General features: G+C 62.8%; 16 protein-coding genes and 3 tRNA genes. 6 read left to right on the top strand and 13 right to left on the bottom strand.

What is annotated here, in order from left to right; translation table 11 throughout:
- Positions 1 to 7: 7 nt before the first annotated feature.
- Positions 8 to 406, top strand: a complete 399-nt coding sequence (acpS, locus tag QM596_RS21850) for a holo-ACP synthase AcpS (RefSeq protein WP_021333452.1) — start codon at positions 8 to 10, stop codon at positions 404 to 406.
- 58 nt (positions 407 to 464) lie between these two features.
- On the opposite strand, the gene QM596_RS21845 is transcribed toward acpS, so the two are convergent.
- Positions 465 to 1,166: a TetR family transcriptional regulator gene (locus QM596_RS21845; protein ID WP_019749142.1), complete on the bottom strand. Its 702-nt coding sequence runs from the start codon at positions 1,164 to 1,166 to the stop codon at positions 465 to 467.
- Between the two features lie 290 nt (positions 1,167 to 1,456).
- On the opposite strand from QM596_RS21845, the gene QM596_RS21840 reads away from it, so the two are divergent.
- Positions 1,457 to 2,806 (top strand): dipeptidase, encoded by a 1,350-nt coding sequence (locus QM596_RS21840; RefSeq protein WP_060939700.1) that lies wholly within the window; start codon positions 1,457 to 1,459, stop codon positions 2,804 to 2,806.
- On the opposite strand, the gene bcp is transcribed toward QM596_RS21840, so the two are convergent.
- The gene (bcp, locus tag QM596_RS21835) at positions 2,803 to 3,276 is read right to left on the bottom strand and encodes a thioredoxin-dependent thiol peroxidase (protein ID WP_019749140.1); all 474 of its coding nucleotides are present in this window, start codon (positions 3,274 to 3,276) and stop codon (positions 2,803 to 2,805) included. The two genes, QM596_RS21840 and bcp, sit on opposite strands and share 4 nt — an antisense overlap.
- Before the next feature lie 145 nt (positions 3,277 to 3,421).
- Here bcp and QM596_RS21830 point away from each other — a divergent pair, with 145 nt between their 5' ends.
- Positions 3,422 to 3,643: a DUF3618 domain-containing protein gene (locus QM596_RS21830; RefSeq protein WP_003945299.1), complete on the top strand. Its 222-nt coding sequence runs from the start codon at positions 3,422 to 3,424 to the stop codon at positions 3,641 to 3,643.
- 66 nt (positions 3,644 to 3,709) lie between these two features.
- Here the strand turns inward: QM596_RS21830 and QM596_RS21825 are convergent.
- The 3 genes from QM596_RS21825 to QM596_RS21815 all read right to left on the bottom strand — a co-directional run bounded on the left by QM596_RS21825 (position 3,710) and on the right by QM596_RS21815 (position 5,490).
- Positions 3,710 to 3,782, bottom strand: a tRNA-Lys gene (locus QM596_RS21825).
- Between the two features lie 93 nt (positions 3,783 to 3,875).
- The gene (locus tag QM596_RS21820; protein ID WP_283309918.1) at positions 3,876 to 5,306 is read right to left on the bottom strand and encodes an amidase; all 1,431 of its coding nucleotides are present in this window, start codon (positions 5,304 to 5,306) and stop codon (positions 3,876 to 3,878) included.
- 111 nt (positions 5,307 to 5,417) lie between these two features.
- Positions 5,418 to 5,490 (bottom strand) — tRNA-Lys (locus tag QM596_RS21815).
- Between the two features lie 329 nt (positions 5,491 to 5,819).
- On the opposite strand from QM596_RS21815, the gene QM596_RS21810 reads away from it, so the two are divergent.
- Positions 5,820 to 7,028 (top strand): L,D-transpeptidase, encoded by a 1,209-nt coding sequence (locus tag QM596_RS21810; RefSeq protein ID WP_019749139.1) that lies wholly within the window; start codon positions 5,820 to 5,822, stop codon positions 7,026 to 7,028.
- Between the two features lie 134 nt (positions 7,029 to 7,162).
- Here QM596_RS21810 and QM596_RS21805 read toward each other — a convergent pair whose 3' ends face one another.
- Positions 7,163 to 8,125, bottom strand: a complete 963-nt coding sequence (locus QM596_RS21805; RefSeq protein WP_195791256.1) for an oxidoreductase — start codon at positions 8,123 to 8,125, stop codon at positions 7,163 to 7,165.
- A 55-nt stretch (positions 8,126 to 8,180) separates the two neighbouring features.
- Between QM596_RS21805 and QM596_RS21800 the strand changes: the two genes are divergently transcribed.
- On the top strand, positions 8,181 to 8,591 hold the full coding sequence (locus tag QM596_RS21800) for a MerR family transcriptional regulator (protein ID WP_019749137.1): 411 nt from the start codon (positions 8,181 to 8,183) through the stop codon (positions 8,589 to 8,591).
- A 221-nt stretch (positions 8,592 to 8,812) separates the two neighbouring features.
- Here the strand turns inward: QM596_RS21800 and QM596_RS21795 are convergent.
- Together QM596_RS21795 and orn are read right to left on the bottom strand one after the other, a co-directional pair.
- Positions 8,813 to 8,885, bottom strand: a tRNA-His gene (locus QM596_RS21795).
- A gap of 84 nt (positions 8,886 to 8,969) precedes the next feature.
- Positions 8,970 to 9,569: an oligoribonuclease gene (gene orn / locus QM596_RS21790; protein WP_024487359.1), complete on the bottom strand. Its 600-nt coding sequence runs from the start codon at positions 9,567 to 9,569 to the stop codon at positions 8,970 to 8,972.
- 120 nt (positions 9,570 to 9,689) lie between these two features.
- On the opposite strand from orn, the gene QM596_RS21785 reads away from it, so the two are divergent.
- Positions 9,690 to 11,429: a helicase HerA-like domain-containing protein gene (locus QM596_RS21785; protein ID WP_020970020.1), complete on the top strand. Its 1,740-nt coding sequence runs from the start codon at positions 9,690 to 9,692 to the stop codon at positions 11,427 to 11,429.
- A gap of 19 nt (positions 11,430 to 11,448) precedes the next feature.
- On the opposite strand, the gene lysA is transcribed toward QM596_RS21785, so the two are convergent.
- The 5 genes from lysA to QM596_RS21760 all read right to left on the bottom strand — a co-directional run bounded on the left by lysA (position 11,449) and on the right by QM596_RS21760 (position 17,020).
- Positions 11,449 to 12,792, bottom strand: coding sequence for a diaminopimelate decarboxylase (gene lysA, locus QM596_RS21780; protein WP_046378789.1), 1,344 nt, complete (start codon positions 12,790 to 12,792; stop codon positions 11,449 to 11,451).
- A gap of 153 nt (positions 12,793 to 12,945) precedes the next feature.
- Positions 12,946 to 13,383: a hypothetical protein gene (locus QM596_RS21775; RefSeq protein WP_283309916.1), complete on the bottom strand. Its 438-nt coding sequence runs from the start codon at positions 13,381 to 13,383 to the stop codon at positions 12,946 to 12,948.
- A 172-nt stretch (positions 13,384 to 13,555) separates the two neighbouring features.
- Positions 13,556 to 14,359: a mycolate reductase gene (gene cmrA / locus QM596_RS21770; protein ID WP_020970018.1), complete on the bottom strand. Its 804-nt coding sequence runs from the start codon at positions 14,357 to 14,359 to the stop codon at positions 13,556 to 13,558.
- Between the two features lie 19 nt (positions 14,360 to 14,378).
- Positions 14,379 to 16,409: an NADPH-dependent 2,4-dienoyl-CoA reductase gene (locus QM596_RS21765; protein WP_021333446.1), complete on the bottom strand. Its 2,031-nt coding sequence runs from the start codon at positions 16,407 to 16,409 to the stop codon at positions 14,379 to 14,381.
- A complete protein-coding gene (locus QM596_RS21760) occupies positions 16,406 to 17,020 on the bottom strand; it encodes a PadR family transcriptional regulator (RefSeq protein ID WP_283309914.1) in 615 nt (204 codons plus the stop codon). Before QM596_RS21760 ends, QM596_RS21765 begins: the two co-directional genes overlap by 4 nt.
- Between the last annotated feature and the right edge of the window lie 22 nt (positions 17,021 to 17,042).

The raw sequence follows: 17,042 nt of genomic DNA, 5'->3' as shown, positions 1-17,042 counted from the left end.
TCACGGTATGGGAGTTCTGGGTATCGGCTTCGACCTCGTGACGGTGTCGGAGTTCGCCGAGCAATTGAACAGGCCGGGAACGGCAATGCTCGACAACTTCACACCGGGCGAGCGTCGAGACGCCGCTACCCGGAGCTCCGAACCGGCACGGCATTTCGCCGCCCGGTGGGCAGCGAAGGAAGCAGTGATCAAGGCATGGTCAACTGCTCTCTTCGCCAGCCCGCCGGTGCTGGGGGAGATGATCCACAATCAGATCGAGGTCGTCTCGGACGCCTGGGGTCGCCCGGGCATACGGCTTCGCGGTGACGTGGCCAAACACCTCACCGGAGTGAAGATTCATATCTCGCTCACCCACGACGGGGACATGGCGGGCGCTTTCGCGGTCATCGAATCCGACCCGGAGTAACACTGCCCGACACGAAAGAGCCGGTCTCCCAAGGGGAGACCGGCTCTTTGTCGTTCGACTAGTCCTTCGTGCGGGATTCCTTCTCGGCGACGAGGAGATACGCGATCATCAACCTTTTCAGTTCGGCGACGGCGTCGGCATGCGACTGACCGTCCTGAACCGAGAAATTGAGCATCGAATACACCACGTGGACAAGAACTTCCGCCATCATCAGGCGACGATCTCGCCGCGTACGCGGCGTCAACGGACCGAGCATTTTCGCTACGGTCTCGGCGAATTGCTTTTCGTGAATGACTCCGGTGGCCCGCGTGGACGGCGTCGACTGCATCGCCAACCAGACCTCGCGGCGCGACGGATCGGACGTCCACAGTCCGGCCATGTGATCGACGAAACTGTTCAGGAACCGCAACCAGTCGAGTGACGGTACTTCGCCGCCGAACTGCGCAAGCTCGTGCTGGACTCCGACGAGGTCCTGGCGGTTCAATTCGCACACGATGACGTACTTGTTCGCGAAGAATTGGTAGAGCGTCCCGATCGGGACGTCAGCACGTGCCGCGACCTCTTCGCAGGTGAACGATTCGAAACCGACATCGGTGAGGAGTTCCCGTGACGCTGCCAGGAGTGCGTCGAATTTACGCTGGCTGCGCTCTTGCGTCGGACGCTTGCGCGGCAGCAGTTCCTGCGGTTCTTCGAGGCTCTGAGGATTCTCCAGTGCTGGGTCGACTCGTCGCCGCGCGCGGTTACGAGTCGTGGGCTGCACGTCTTCCAGGCTATCGGTGTTTTCTGTCGAATTTGGGACTTGTGCATTATCCGGTGTCATCGGCCACCTACTTCGGCGGTCGTGATCGGTCGAAACGCACCGCGCAGGTGCGCGCACACGAGTCCCGATGCTGTTGCCACACCTCGATACTAGGTGACCACCTGTCCAGTAGCTGAAGAGGTTGCTGCGCGGTGTGGCGCAACGGCGATCCTGCCGACTCCCTACGCCCGATTCGGGCACACTGAGATTCTTCGGGCACACCGAGGTTCGATGCCGAGGAGAGGGAGACGATGACGGAAGAACTGCGAACCGCGGTACGTGAACTCATGCCGCGTGCCCATGAGGATCTGAGTGCACTTGTGGCGATGAAGTCGGTCGCAGATGCAAGGCAATACCCGCCGGAAGAATGCGCGGCCGCGGCACATTGGGTCCTGGAGGCATTCCGCGATCAGGGTTTCGCCGATATCGAGGCGATCGAGACCCCCGACGGCTCGGCCGCCGTCGTCGGTCGTCGACCAGGTCCAGACGGTGCTCCGACCGTTCTGCTGTACTGCCACTACGACGTTCAGCCGCCGGGAAACGAAGAGCTCTGGGGCTCGCCGCCTTTCACACTCACCGAGCGGGGTGGACGGTGGTACGGACGCGGCGCTTCCGACTGCAAGGGCAACGTCGTCATGCATCTGACAGCTCTGCGAGCGCTCGCCGCTGCCGGTGTGGATCCGAGCGCCCATCTGACGATCGTCGCCGAAGGATCCGAGGAGATGGGCACTGGCGGTCTCGAGGATCTGGTGCGAGAGCGGCCCGAACTTTTTGCGGCCGACATGATCCTGATCGCCGATACCGGCAACACCGAGGTGGGGGAGCCGACGATCACGACATCACTGCGCGGGATCGCCAACGTGGTGGTCCACGTGTCGACGCTCGAGGGTGAGATTCACTCCGGTGTCTTCGGTGGACCGGCACCCGATGCGATCACCGCGCTGGTGCACATTCTCTCGACGCTGCACGACGGCGCCGGAAACACCACTGTCGAAGGCTTGACCAACGACCAGGAGTGGGAGGGAGTCAGTTACGACGGCGATCAGTTCCGCTCCGACGCCGGGGTACTCGAAGGGGTACAGCTGACTGGTTCCGGTTCGGTCGCCGAGCAGGTGTGGGCTCGTCCAGCGCTGACCATCCTGGGTATCGACTGCCCGCCGGTCGTGGGTTCTGCGGCGGCAATCACGCCCCGTGCATCCGCACGCCTGAATCTTCGTGTCCCGCCTGGCACGGATCCGGCGCAGGCACAGAAGTTGTTGACTGACCACCTCCGCGCAGCGGCGCCGTGGGGCGTCCACATCGAGGTCGTACCGGAATCGACGGGATCACCGTTCTCGTCGTCGACCGAAGGAGCGGGTTTCGCGCAGCTGAAGTCTGCGCTGACCGATGCCTACGGCCGCGAAGTGGGGTTTGCCGGCCAAGGGGGATCGATTCCGCTGTGCAGTGCGTTGGCCGAGCAGTTCCCCGACGCGGAGATCGCGCTGATCGGCGTCGAGGAACCGCAGTGCCGCATTCATGCACCTGACGAAAGCGTCGACCCGTCGGAGATCGAGAATCTCGCTTTCGCGGAGGCGCTGTTCTTGAGCAGGTACGGGAGTTAGACGGATAGATCGCGTCGTAGCTTGGCGACGTGGCCGGTGGCCCGGACGTTGTACTGGGCCACCTCGATCTTGCCTTCCTCGTCAACGAGGAACGTCGAGCGGATGACGCCCTGGACCGTCTTGCCGTACATCTTCTTCTCTCCGAATGCGCCCCAGGCTTCGAGCGTCGCCTTCTCGGGGTCGGAGAGCAGCGGGAAGGTCAGCTCTTCGGTATCGCGGAACTTCGCGAGTTTTGCTGGCTTGTCCGGCGAGATTCCGACGACCTCCAGCCCGGCGCCGTTCAATTCGGCGAGGCTGTCGCGGAAGTCGCAGGCCTGCTTGGTGCACCCCGGGGTGCTGGCCGCGGGGTAGAAGTACACGATGACCTTGCGGCCGCGGTAATCGTGAAGCGAAACCTCGTTGCCGTCGGCGTCTGGGAGCGTGAAATCCGGCGCGACGTCGCCGGCGGACAATCTACTGTTCTCGGTCACGGGAATCGAGGTTAGTCGAGAAATTGCGCGGCAGGTGGGCGCGAGGGCATTCTGCTCCTCTACGGTAGAGCGAAGTGTCGGCGCGCTGCGTCCGCACAGCAGACCCGCACACAGAGCAGCAGAACACAGACAAGTTGGAGGACACGTGCCCAGGGACACCGAGAGCATCGAACGCGAGATCGAGAAGGCGCGTAACCAGCTCGCGAGCACACTCGACGAACTGACGGTCCGCACCAACCCGAAGCGGCTGGTCGAGAACACCAAGAAGACGGTGCTCGCCAAGCTCAACGAGCCGGCCGTGAAGTACGCGCTGATCGCAGTTGGTTCAGTGGTGGGACTACTCGTGGTCCGGAAGATCATTCGCTGACCCGAGTTTTCGAAGGCAGAACATGAAGAAGGCCCCCACCTGGTGAGGTGGGGGCCTTCTTGCAAGTGCGCCCACAGGGACTCGAACCCCGGACCCAGTGATTAAGAGTCACTTGCTCTACCAACTGAGCTATAGGCGCTCGCTCTTGCGAGACAGAACATTAGCCGACAGGCTCAGGAGTTTGCAAAACGCGTGTTCATCGTGGTGACGATGGTTACATCGCTTCCGAAATTCACGAGTGTGGCGGGCGTGAATCCGGCCAGCGGACGGTGCTTTCCAACTGCTGTGCGACGGCGAGAATCGCCGATTCGCCACCGCTGCGCGCAACCAGTTGGACGCTCAGGGGGAGTCCGTGTTCGGAGAAGCCGGCGGGTACTGCGGCCGCCGGGTTGCCGCAGACATTCCAGATAGAACAGTAGGCGGCGATCGGCAACGCCTTGCGGACTGCGGACAGAAGGCCGGTTCCTTCGAGTTGTCCGATCGGGCGTGGCAGCGCGGGCGTCGTCGGCATCAGGACCAGGTCGAAGGTGTCGAAGACCTGGTTGACCGTCGCTGCAATTCGCTGACCTTTGCGGTAGGCGAATTTGCCGACGCGCGCGGGTGCAGCTATCCGGCCGATCGAGGCGAGCGCTCGCGTGCGCTTCTCGAGAAGCGCTGGATGATCGACACGAAGCGCTTCGTCGCGGACACCGCCGAGTACCTGCGGGAGAAAAGCGGCAGTGGCGTCCGGGTACTCGGGATCGTGTTCTTCGACGTGATGTCCCAACGCGCTCAACATCTCTGCGATCGAGAGCACCGCGGCAACGATCTCCGCTGACGGGCGGACGCCCCGGACCGGACTCCGGGTGGACACCGCGATGCGAAGCGGCCCGGGTGCCGACACGGCCGCGTCGGCAAAGCTGGTTCGGAGCGTTTCGGCTGTGTAGTCGTCGGTCTCGGTGGTGCCGGTGATTGCGTCGTATACGAGCGCGCTGTCCTCGACCGAACGAGTGAGAGGCCCGAGTGTGCCGAGTGCGCGCCAGAGGTTTCGGTTCGGCGCGGTGCTCACCCGACCGCGTTGCGGCTTGAGTCCGAACAACCCGCAGAACGCCGAAGGCAATCGTATGGAACCGCCGCCGTCGCCGCCTATTGCCGCCGCGACCATTCCCGACGCGACGGCCGACGCAGATCCTCCGCTCGATCCGCCGGTGGATATGCCGGTGTCCCAAGGGTTTCTCGTGTATCCGTTTGCGGCAGTCTCGGTGAAGGGCCAGATGCCGAACTCGGGCATCGTCGTCTTGCCGACGATCACCGCACCCGCTTCGCGCAACCTGCGGACAACCTCTGAATCGGCCGATGCGATGCGCGTGGCTGCCGCACCGCCGTACGTCGTCGGCGTTCCGGCGACGTCGTTCTCGTCCTTGATTGCAATCGGGACTCCGTGCAGTGGGCCCAGGGTTTTGCCGTCGGCCTGACGTTGATCGAGCCGTGTCGCCTCGTCGAGTGCTTCGTCCGCGAGAACTCGTACAAATGCGTTTAGCGTCGAATCGAGGCGCTCGATACGGCGAAGTGTGGTCTCGGTGAGTTCGCGGGCGGACAAAGCTCCGGACCGGATCAGAGCTGCCTGACCTGCCACCCCGGCAAATGCCAGTTCGCCGCCGGGCGTGAATTCGCGCTCAGTCATCAGACCTCCAGGCCGTGGTTCCGGTAACTGTGAAGTCTATTCACCACGACCTGTCCACCAAGCCACAAAGAAAAATCCCCACCTTCCGAAGAAGGTGGGGACCTTTGCAAGTGCGCCCACAGGGACTCGAACCCCGGACCCAGTGATTAAGAGTCACTTGCTCTACCAACTGAGCTATAGGCGCTCGCTCTTGCGAGACAGAACATTAGCCGAATCGCCGGTTCGGGAGCAAATCGCCAGGTGGCGGCCTCGCTGCCGTAGTCCAATCGGAGGAAATCCGCTGAAAGCGGTAACAAAACGGACGGTTCGGAGCGATTGATACTTGAATGTTACTGACGGCGTGGCCCTTCATGACCGTTGGTAACGAGCGCGCCTGGCATCATTGGTGCAGCGCAGTCATACCGCAAGTCCCACTTGCCTTCCGGTAAGTGGGATTCGCATGTGATGCGGAAGTTAGTCGGAGAAATTGTGAAGCGGAGTCGAACGATGAGTCGTCAAAGGTGGGGTCTGTCCGTGCGCGGGGGGAACGGTCGAGTGTCGAAGAGTGCGGCGATGATCGCGGTGTCTCTCGGTGCGCTCGTTCTGGTCACCGCGTGCACGTCGGGTGGCAAGGACGTCAGCACCGAGGGATCGGCGCCGATCGATTCCAATCCGCTCACCGAACTCATCAAGCCGAAGCTCACCTCGACCGCCGCCGACGGCGCTGTCGGCTTCTCGCCGGGCGACCCGGTCAAGATCAACGTCGCTGACGGCGCCCTGTCCGACGTGACGATGGTCAATCAGGACGGCAAGGCAGTTGCCGGCGCGATTGCTGCCGACGGTGCGTCGTGGACGACCACCGAACCGCTCGGCTACAACCGCAAGTACAAAATCGAAGCCCGCGCATTCGGATTGGGCGGCGCCAGTACGACGGTCACGTCCTTCACCACCAGCGCACCCGGCAACGTCACGAAGCCGTATGTCTTGCCGAACGAGGGCGATGTTGTCGGCATCGGTCAGCCCATCGCGGTGCAGTTCGACGAGAACATCCCCGATCGCAAGGCTGCCGAAGCTGCGATCACCGTCACCACGACTCCGACCGTCGAAGGTGCGTTCTACTGGGTCAACAATCGTGAGGTCCGTTGGCGTCCGGAGAACTACTGGGCACCCGGCACCAAAGTCGACGTGAGCGTCAACGTGTACGGGCGCAATCTCGGCAAGGGAGTCTTCGGGCAGGAAGACGCGAAGAGTTCCTTCACCATCGGTGATGCCGTCATCGCCACGGCGGACGACAACACCAAGCAGGTCACTTTCCAGGTCAACGGTGAGACCGTCATGACCATGCCCACCTCCATGGGCAAGGACAGCACTCCCACCGACAACGGCGTCTACATCATCGGTGACCGCTTCGCGAACATGATCATGGACTCGTCCACGTACGGCGTCCCGGTCACCTCGGCGCAGGGTTACAAGACCCCCGTCGACTGGGCGACCCGAATGTCCTACAGCGGCATCTTCTTCCACTCGGCGCCGTGGTCGGTCGGGCAGCAGGGGTACTCCAACACCAGTCACGGCTGCCTCAACCTGAGCCCGTCCAACGCCAAGTGGGTCTACGACAACACCAAGCGTGGGGACATCGTCGTCGTCAAGAACACCGTCGGCGGAACGCTCTCCGGCACGGACGGCCTCGGTGACTGGAACATTCCCTGGAGCGTCTGGAAGACCGGCAACGCGGACGTCTGATCGCGTCCCTGAAGCACTGAACGTCAGAATGCCCCCGACCGTCCGGTTGGGGGCATTTCTGCATCTGTATTCCTTTTGTGAGCGAAAGTGCCTCTCGGTCTATCTGAGGCGACGGGAGGTACGTTCGCTCGGCGTCAGCGCCGACCGAAGGCGTCCACTCCGGTCATTTCAGCGGACAGTGCCCACAATCTGCGTGCGTCGTCGCGATCGGTAGCCCAAGGCTTCACGCCGCCGACGCTCATGTCATCAGTCTGCGCGACGTCCGCGATGTTGCAGTCCTGGAGGTACGCGCCGGAGTGATCGGCGAGTATCGGTGCCGTCGCTGCCCACACCGTCGTAGCGGCGCCCTGGGAGCGAGTCTTGAATCCCGGCACGGCGTCGCCATTCGACGTCGTCCATCCGAGATCGTGTTTCTCCGATGCAGAAAAGTGACGTTGAAGGGGAGTGAGGATGCTCCCGGGATGGACGGAGAACGCAGTGATACCGCGTGAAGCACCGGAGCTCGCCAGCTGTACAGCGAATAGAGCATTTGCAGTCTTGGCTTGACCGTAAGCAAGCCAGCGGTCGTAACCGTTGCGGAAATGTATGTCATCCCAACGCACTCCCGACAGAAAATGTCCCGCCGACGAGACAGCGACTACGCGAGAACCGTTTGCGGGCATGGCTGGCACGAGCAGGTTCACCAGTACAAAGTGCCCGAGGTGATTGATCGCGAATTGTGATTCCCATCCGGAGCCGACACGGAGTTCCGGGCAGGCCATGACCCCCGCATTGCAGATGATGATGTCCGGAGTGATCCGGGATTCGAGAATTTCTCGCGCACACGATCTGACACTGCTCGGGTCCGACAGGTCGCACGCTCGCACTTCGATACCCGGAAGGTCGGCCACCTCGCTCCGTGCCTGTTCTGGTCGGCGGGCAAGAACTACAACTCGCGCCCCGACCGAAGAAAGTGACCGCGAAATCTCGTATCCGAGTCCGGAGTACCCGCCAGTGACCAAAGCAGTTGTGCCGGTTAAATCTTGTCCGGCAAGTACGTCGTCGGCAGTGGAGATTCGGGAGAATCCGGTGTTGATTTTGCGCTGAGTGGAATTCATGGCCGCGACCGTAAAATCTGGAGTGCACTCCAGGTCAAGGAAAGGTAGACGGGCAATGCGTGAACTATCAATCGGTGACGTAGCTGTCGAGACCGGAATCAGCATCGATTCCCTTCGATACTTCGAACGTGAGGAATTGCTCGTTCACGAGGTTGCGCGCTCGGCAGGTGGGCGTCGGGTCTACGCCGAAAACGATGTCGCTTGGTTGAAGCTGTGCAATCGATTCCGTGACTCGGGTATGCCGATAGCAACGATTCGCGAATTCGCCGCACTCGTCAGGTCAGGGCCGGGAAACGAGAAGGAACGGCTTTCACTTCTACAAAAGCATGAGGTGTTGATTCGATCCAGGATCTCTGCGCTGCAGGACAACCTGACCGTCATCCACGACAAGGTTTCGGCATACGAGCGACACGTTCGCGAGGGGACCGTCGCAGGTGTCTGGGAGCCGCAACCGTCGCCCGAGTGATCGACGGCTGGGCCATTTGCGGCGATTTCCAGCTACCCCGATGTGAGCGAAAGTGGCTTTCGGTCTCTCTGAGGCGACGAGAGGTACGTTCGCTCCGCCCGGGCACGGGTTGCTCGGGAGCGGGCGATTTGTCGCGGTCGCCACCCCACCCACTTCGGGCTGGCGCACAAACCAAAAGAACCCCCGAAAATGTCTTTCGACATCTTCGGGGGTTCCGCTTGGGTGAGCGACGGGACTCGAACCCGCGACAGCCAGGATCACAACCTGGTGCTCTACCAACTGAACTACGCCCACCATTGCCTCGGCCACCGGTTTGACCCGGCTGCTTTGACGAAAGAGATACTAGCGCGAAAGTCGGTCAGGAAGCCAATCGGCAGGTCAGGCGGGACCCAAGCCCTCTACGACGGCTGCGATCTCCGCGCTCGACGGTCCGGGCGCCGCGACGAATGCAGTGCCGCGGTAGTACTTGAGTTCGCGGATGGATTCCTTGATGTCGGCGAGTGCCCGGTGGGCGAGACCTTTTTCGGGCTGGCCGAAGTAGATTCGCGGGTACCAGCGGCGGGAGAGTTCCTTGATGGAGCTGACATCGATCATCCGGTAGTGCAGGTATGTGTCCAGCGCCGTCATGTCACGCGAGATGAATCCGCGGTCGGTGGCGATGGAATTACCTGCCAGGGGAGCCGTACCGGCGACGGGAACGTGCTTGCGGATGTACGCGAGCACCTCTTTCTCCGCCTCGGCGAGGGTGACCGTCGACTTACGAACCTCTTCGGTCAGTCCCGACTTCGCGTGCATCTTCTTCACGACGTCGGGCATTGCAGCCAACGCGTCGTCGTCGGCGTGGATGACGATGTCCACACCTTCGCCCAAGATGTTCAAGTCGCTGTCGGTCACCAGAGCCGCAATCTCGATGAGTTTGTCCGACTCGAGTCGCAGCCCGGTCATTTCACAATCGATCCATACCAATTTGTCCTGCACCAGGAACACAGTAGTGCGCGCGGGCGCGGGATAAGGTCTGCGGTGGAAACTCGACGTGTGTAAGACGGCGTTCGGGTGATGACAAGAACTTCGCCGCATTGCAACGAGGAGGGCTTTTCGATGACCGTGGATCCGAAGGACGGAGCCGCGCCGCTGACGCCGGCGGAGAAGGCGAAAGCTGCCAAGGCTGCCGCTGCCGAAGCCGCTCGGATTGCAGCTGAAGCCGCTGCGGCAGCTGAGGAAGCCGAGAAGGAAGCGGCTGCCGCTGAAGCCGAAGCATCGGCCGGAGCCACCCCCGCTGCTCAGGCGCCGTCGGGTGCTGCAGCTGAAATCGCGGCGGGCTATTCATCCGAGGGGCGGGCACTCGAGCTCGGCTCGGTGGTGATCGACGGAGTGGCAGATCCCACCGCGCGGGTGCGGATTCCATTGGCGACGATCAACCGTCACGGTCTGATTGCCGGTGCGACGGGTACCGGCAAGACCAAGACGTTGCAGGGCATCGCCGAGCAGCTGTCCGCCGCGGGTGTGCCGGTAGTGATGGCCGACGTCAAGGGCGACCTCTCGGGTCTGTCGAAGGCGGGGGATCCGAGCGAGAAGATGAAGGCTCGCGCAGTCGAGACGGGCGACGATTCGTGGACTCCCGCTGGGATGCCAGTCGAGTTCTTGTCGTTGGGTACTGACGGAATCGGTATCCCGGTGCGCGCGACCATCACCAGTTTCGGGCCGATCCTGCTCAGCAAAGTGTTGGGCCTCAACGAGACCCAGGAATCGACTCTCGGACTGATCTTCCACTGGGCCGACACTCAGGGCCTGGCCCTGCTGGACCTCAAGGATCTGCGTTCGGTCATCGCCCACCTGACTAGCGCTGAGGGCAAAGCGGATCTGAAGGGTATCGGCGGAGTTTCCTCCGCGACGGCGGGAGTGATTCTGCGCGCGTTGGTCAACCTCGAAGCCGACGGCGGTGACACCTTCTTCGGCGAACCGGAACTCGAAACCGAGGACCTGCTGCGTGTCGTCGGCGGTGCCGGTGTGATCACGCTGTTCGAACTCGGTGCCCAGGCCGCGCGTCCGGCAATGTTCTCCACCTTCCTGATGTGGGTGCTCGCGGACCTGTTCCAGACGCTGCCCGAAGAGGGAGATCTTGACAAGCCGAAGCTGGTGTTCATCTTCGACGAGGCGCACCTTCTGTTCGCGGACGCGTCGAAGGCTTTCCTGCAGCAGGTCGAACAGACGGTCAAGCTGATTCGCTCCAAAGGTGTCGGCGTGTTCTTCTGCACGCAGCTTCCGACCGACATTCCCAATTCGGTGCTGTCACAGTTGGGCGCGCGCGTCCAGCACGCCCTACGCGCATTCACGCCCGACGATCAGAAGGCGCTCAACAAGACCGTCCGCACGTACCCGAAGACCGAGCACTACGACCTGGAAAAGGCACTGACTTCACTCGGCATCGGTGAAGCCATCGTGACTGTGCTCTCGGAAAAGGGTGCGCCGACGCCGGTGGCCTGGACCAAGATTCGTCCTCCGAGGTCGCTGATGGACACCATCGGCAACGACGCGATCAAGGCGGCAGCGTCGTCGAGTCCGCTGAATCAGAAGTACGGCCAGACCATCGACCGCGAGTCGGCGTACGAAAAGTTGACGGCGAAGGTGGCCGGTGCTCCGACGGCGGATCAGTCCTTGGATCTTCCGTCGCTGCCCGATCTGCCGCCACCGCCGCCGGCCGAACCTGAGGGCCCCAACATCGCCGAGCAGATCTTGGGTAACTCGGCCGTGAAGAGCTTCCTGCGTTCTGCGGCTTCGGCTGCAGGGCGGGAGATTTCGCGAAACATCTTCGGTACCGGTAGCCGTCGCAAGCGCTGAGGCTTAGGCGCCCGCGAGGTCAGATGCCGACCTCGCGGGCCAGCAGGTCGTTGATCGATTCGCGCCTGATCAACGGCCGCGCAATCCCGCCCAGCACAGCCACGACCGGTGGCCGGCCGACGCTGTTGTAGGTGGAGGCCATGCTGTGGTGGTATGCGCCCGTACACGGCACTGCCAACAGGTCACCTTCATGTAGGTCGGCGGGAAGCCTTGCTCCGACGGCGATTTCGTCGCCCGATTCGCAGTGCCGCCCGGCGACGGTGACTTCCTGGAGCGGTGCGCTCGAATGTCGGTTCACCAGTTCGACGTCGTAGTGGCTGTCGTACAACGACACCCGAGGGTTGTCGCTCATCCCACCGTCGACGGAAACGAAGGTTCGACCGCCGCTGATCGACTTGATGTTCTGTACGCGATAGAGCGTGACTCCGGCGCGCGCGGCGATCGCTCGGCCAGGCTCGAGCACGATTTCGGGGCGAGGGAAGCGGTTTCGGGTGCACGCGTCGTCGAGAGTTTCGTCGATGACGTGAGCGAGGCGGGTCAGATCCAGTTGGGCGTCTCCCGGCATGTATGCGATCCCATGGCCACCGCCGAGATCGAGTTCGGTGAGGATGATTCGATGCGTGCGTCGTATGTCGTCCATCTGTGCGATCATCGTCTCGATCGCGGGGCGGAAGAGTTCGGGATCGGTGATCTGGGAGCCGAGATGGCAATGCAGGCCGATGAGTTGCAGGTGCGTCGCGTTGGCGACGACGGATACCGTACGTTCCAGTTCTTCGGAAAACGCTGGTAGGCCGAACTTTTGGTCCAAGATGCCTGTGGACACTGCCTTGTGTCCGTGTATGTCGATGCCGGGTGTGACTCTGATCAACACCTTCTGTCGGTGGGTACACACCGACGCGAGCCGTACCGCTTCGCTGGGGGAGTCGAGGACGATCCGGCCCACACCCGCGTTGACCGCCGCCCTCAGTTCGGAAACCGATTTGGCATTGCCGTGCAGGATGATTCGGTGGGGGTCCACGCCCGCGGCGAGCGCGACGGCGAGTTCACCGGCGGAACAGACATCCACCCCGAGTCCCTCGTCGGAGACCCAGGTAGCCATCGCTCGAATCATCAGTGCCTTGCCGGCGTACACGATCTCCGAGTCGGGGAAGATCTCTCGATACGTGCGGCAGCGGTGCCGCACGTCCGCCTCGTCGACGACGTACGTCGGTGTGCCGTACTGGTCCGCGATCTCTTCGAGGGAGACGTCGCCGATGCAGACACGCCCGCTGTGGTCGTGGCGAGTGCTGATGGGCCACAACGCAGGATCCATACGTGGTGTCATTGCGCCGCGTAGGGAGGGGAAGATTTCGAGTAGCGTCACGTCGATCTCCTGAAGGTGACCCGCCGTGTTGCGGGCTACCTTCAGATCTACTCCCGAAGATCACCGGTGGGGCGGATCTTGACGCTTACTTGACGCGCCGCCGAACGAGGTTGACGCGGCCCTGACGGGGCTCGAATCACTGTGCCTGTCGAATCACTGTGCTCGCCGGCGCTTCCATCCGAACCAACCGAGCACCGCGAGCAATGCCACCGCGGTGCCTCCGCCGATGACCGCCGATCTGTCGGCGGACACACCAACGGACGGAGTTCCGCCGGGGCTCGGGGCGTAACCGGCGCCGTACACGGACTCGACCGCCGCTTGGATGTCGAACCCGGTTTCGGTAGCCGGCCCGCAGCTGTGCCCCTCGTGCTCGGCGTCGACGTCGTACGGCGCAGAAACGAACATCAGCTGCTCGGTGCCGAGCACGTAGCTTGTGCCACAACCGTTCCCGTTCGCGAGTGTCCCCACCGACGTCACCGATGCCAGATCGCCTTTGTAGACCCGGCTGACGTCGAACAGGTAGGTGTCCTCGAACCCGTCCGAAGTTTTCTCCGTCGGAGTCCCGAGGAAAACGGTGCTGGAGACGCTCACGGCTTCTTCCGGGGTAGCCGATGATGCGCACGAACATGCATTCGCTGCCGTGGGCAGCAGTAAGGGCAACCCTCCGGTCAAAAGAAGGATTGCCCCGACTGCCAGTGTTCTTCGCATCGCCATTAACCGACTATATGGTCTGCTATGGCCTGCTCTGAGAAGTTTGCGTGAATCAGCCGCCGAGCTTCTTGTAGAACGTGCCCACGATGGGCGCAACGACGGCACGCGGGCTGTAACCGCCCGCGACGGACATCGCCTTGCTCAAGATGCCCGGTACGACGCGCATCTTGTTCTCGGCCAGGCCGTCGAGCGAGACCTTGGCGGTGTACTCGCTCGAGATCCAGAAGAAGTCCGGGACGAGTTTGTCGACGATCGACGCTTCGGCCGGGTCCGGGGTTTCGGTGCGTACTGGGCCTGGGGCGAGCAGGGTGACGTTCACTCCGGTGCCCTTGAGTTCACCTCGCAACGATTCCGCGAAGGTGTTCACGAACGCCTTCGTGGCGGCGTACGTCGCGTTGTTGGGGATCGGCATGTTTCCGGCCGCGGACCCGACCATCAGGATGGCTCCGGACTTGCGTGCGAGCATGCCGGGCAGCACGGCCAGCGTGAGATCGTGCACTGCAACGGCGTTGAGCTCGACCTGGTCGCGCTCGTATGCCGGGTCCAGCTCGGCGATCGGCCCGAAGGTGGCGATACCGGCGTTGTTGCACAGGATGCTGATGTCGCGGCCACCGAGTTCCTCGACCAGAACGGCACGCGCCGCGCTGTCGGAGAGGTCCGATGCACGGACCTCCACCTCGACGCCGTGCGCGGCGCGAAGCTTCTCGGCGAGGACCTCCATGACCTCGCCACGACGGGCAACGAGGATCAGGGAATGTCCGCGTGATGCCAGATCAGCGGCCAGTGCCTCTCCGATGCCGGAGGAGGCGCCGGTCACTACGGCGCGGGCTGTGGGTGTGGGTGTCGGCAGGCTCACGATCAGTCAGCGTAGCCGGTCAGATCTTCGCGGCCAGTCGTGTGCCCTGTTCGATGGCACGCTTGGCGTCGAGTTCTCCTGCCACGTCGGCGCCGCCGATGATGTGGGTCACCACGCCCGCGACGGTCAGTTCGTCCACGAGATCGCGAACCGACTCCTGCCCGGCGCAGATGACGATGGTGTCGACCTCGAGAAGTCGGGGCTTCTCGTGCTTCTCACCGAAGGTGATGTGCAGGCCGGCGTCGTCGATGCGCTCGTAGTTGACACCCGAGAGCTCGTGGACGCCCTTGTTCTTGAGGGCCGCCCGGTGGACCCAGCCCGTGGTCTTCGCGAGGCCGGCGCCGATGCGTCCTGGCTTGCGTTGGAGGAGGTAGACCTCCCGCTCGGAGAGCTCCGGTACCGGAGTGGTGAGAGCGCCCGGGGCCATTTCGGGTTCGGTGACGCCCCATTCCTGCTTCCACTCCTTGAGATGAAGAGTGGGGGAAGTGGGGTGCGTGAGGAATTCGCTCACGTCGACGCCGATGCCGCCGGCACCGATGACGGCGACGGACTTGCCGACGGGCTTGCCCTCTCGGACGACCTCGGCGTAGGTCAGCACCTTCGAGTTCTCGATGCCGGGGATCTTGGGAACGCGCGGCGTCACGCCGGTGGCAACCACCACTTCGTCGAAGGAGCCGATGAGATCTGCCGGTGCGACGCGGGTTTCGAGCTTGACCGTCACTCCGGCCACGTCCAGCATGCGGGTGTAGTAGCGAATGGTTTCGGCGAACTCTTCCTTACCCGGAATGAGCTGTGCGATCCCGAACTGTCCGCCGATCTTGTCCGAAGCCTCGAACAACGTGACCGAATGACCACGCTGAGCAAGATTGAGTGCTGCGGAAAGTCCGGCAGGACCGGCACCGACAACGGCGAGGTTCTTGGTCCGCCGAGTGGGGGAGAGGATCAGCGTGGTCTCACGGCCCGCGCGCGGGTTGAGCAGGCAGGAGACCTGCTTGTGAACGAAGGCGTGGTCGAGGCAGGCCTGGTTGCAGGCAATGCACGTGTTGATCTCGTCGGACGCTCCACGTTCTGCTTTGTTCACCCAGTCGGGATCGGCGAGCATCGGCCTGGCCATCGAAATCAATTGTGCGTCACCGCGGTTGAGGATCTCTTCGGCAGTCTCGGGCATGTTGATCCGATTCGAGGCGGCTACCGGAATGTCGACGTGCTTCTCGAGTTTGCCGGTGATGTCGACGAAGGCTGCTCGGGGAACCGAGGTGACGATGGTAGGCACCCGTGACTCGTGCCACCCGATGTCGGTGTTGATGATCGTGGCGCCGGCGGCTTCGACTTCCTTTGCCAGTGAGACGATTTCATCCCAGGTCTGACCGCCCTCGACCAGGTCTGCCATCGACAGCCGGAACACGATGATGAAGTTCGGGCCGACAGCCTTGCGTGTGCGTCGCACGATTTCGACTGCCATGCGTCGACGGTTCTCGGAACTGCCGCCCCACTGGTCGGTGCGCTTGTTCGTGCGCTCGCAGAGGAACTGGTTGATGAAGTAGCCCTCACCGCCCATGATTTCGACGCCGTCGTAACCCGCGGACTTGGCCAGGCGCGCGCAGCGAACGTAGTTGCGGATCTGCCAACGCACCCCACGGCCGGTCAGCTTGCGCGGACGGAACGGGTTGATGGGCGCCTTGATCGACGACGCGGAGACACTGAAAGGTTGGTAGCTGTAGCGGCCGGCGTGCAGGATCTGCATGGCGATCTTTCCGCCCGCGTCGTGAACCGCCTTGGTGATCCGGCGGTGACGGCGCGCTTCGATGCGGTTGGTCAGCTTGGCACCGAAGGGCAAGAGCCAACCGGTGCGGTTGGGCGCGTAGCCGCCGGTGATGATCAAGCCGACACCGCCACGAGCACGTTCGGCGAAGTACTCGGCCAAGCGGTCGGTGTCCTTCGCGCGATCTTCGAGGCCGGTGTGGATCGATCCCATGACGACGCGGTTCTTCAGCGTCGTGAATCCGAGGTCGAGCGGTTCGAGTAGGCGGGGGAACTGCGTATCCGTCATGACTGGGGATGTCCTTCCGTGGCGTACTCGCCAGTGGCTTCGGTGGCGTAATCGCCAGTGTCTTCGATGGCATACTCGCCAGTGGGCAATGCGTCCAGAACTTCCTGGCACCAGTCGGTGAATCCTTCTTCGACGCGGATGCCGCCGCGAAGTACCAGATACTGGTGCAGTGAAGAGCCGGAAAGTGCTGCTGGATTGGGGAAGTCACGCTTTTCGATGAGTCGGTAGACGTCGAGGCGGGCGGCGTGGCCGTCGCGGTGGCGAGCGACTTCGCGTCGTAGAGCGGGGAGATCGGCGTGCGCTGCTGCCCTGATCTTGATGGCCAACTCGTTGCGCAGGTGGTTCGGTTCGGACGGCTCGGCGATCCATCGGGTCAGTTCGGCGCGGCCGGCATCGCTGACGCGGTACATCTTCTTGTCCGGGCGGCCGTCCTGCGCGATGGCCTCCACCTCCACCCAGCCTGCCTCGTCCATTCGCTTGAGGACTCGGTAGATCTGCTGGTGCGTCGCGCTGTGGAAGAAGCCGATCGACTTGTCGAACCGGCGTGTGAGGTCGTATCCCGACGCATCCTGTTCGGACAGGGAGACGAGCAACGCATGTTCGAGTGCCATGGAAAAAGTATCTATGCACTCA

This window comes from Rhodococcus sp. IEGM 1406 (assembly GCF_030056745.1).
Lineage (GTDB): Bacteria > Actinomycetota > Actinomycetes > Mycobacteriales > Mycobacteriaceae > Rhodococcus_F > Rhodococcus_F erythropolis.
The sequence above is the reverse complement of the archived record's forward strand: the minus strand, read 5'-3'. Positions and strand labels throughout refer to the sequence as shown.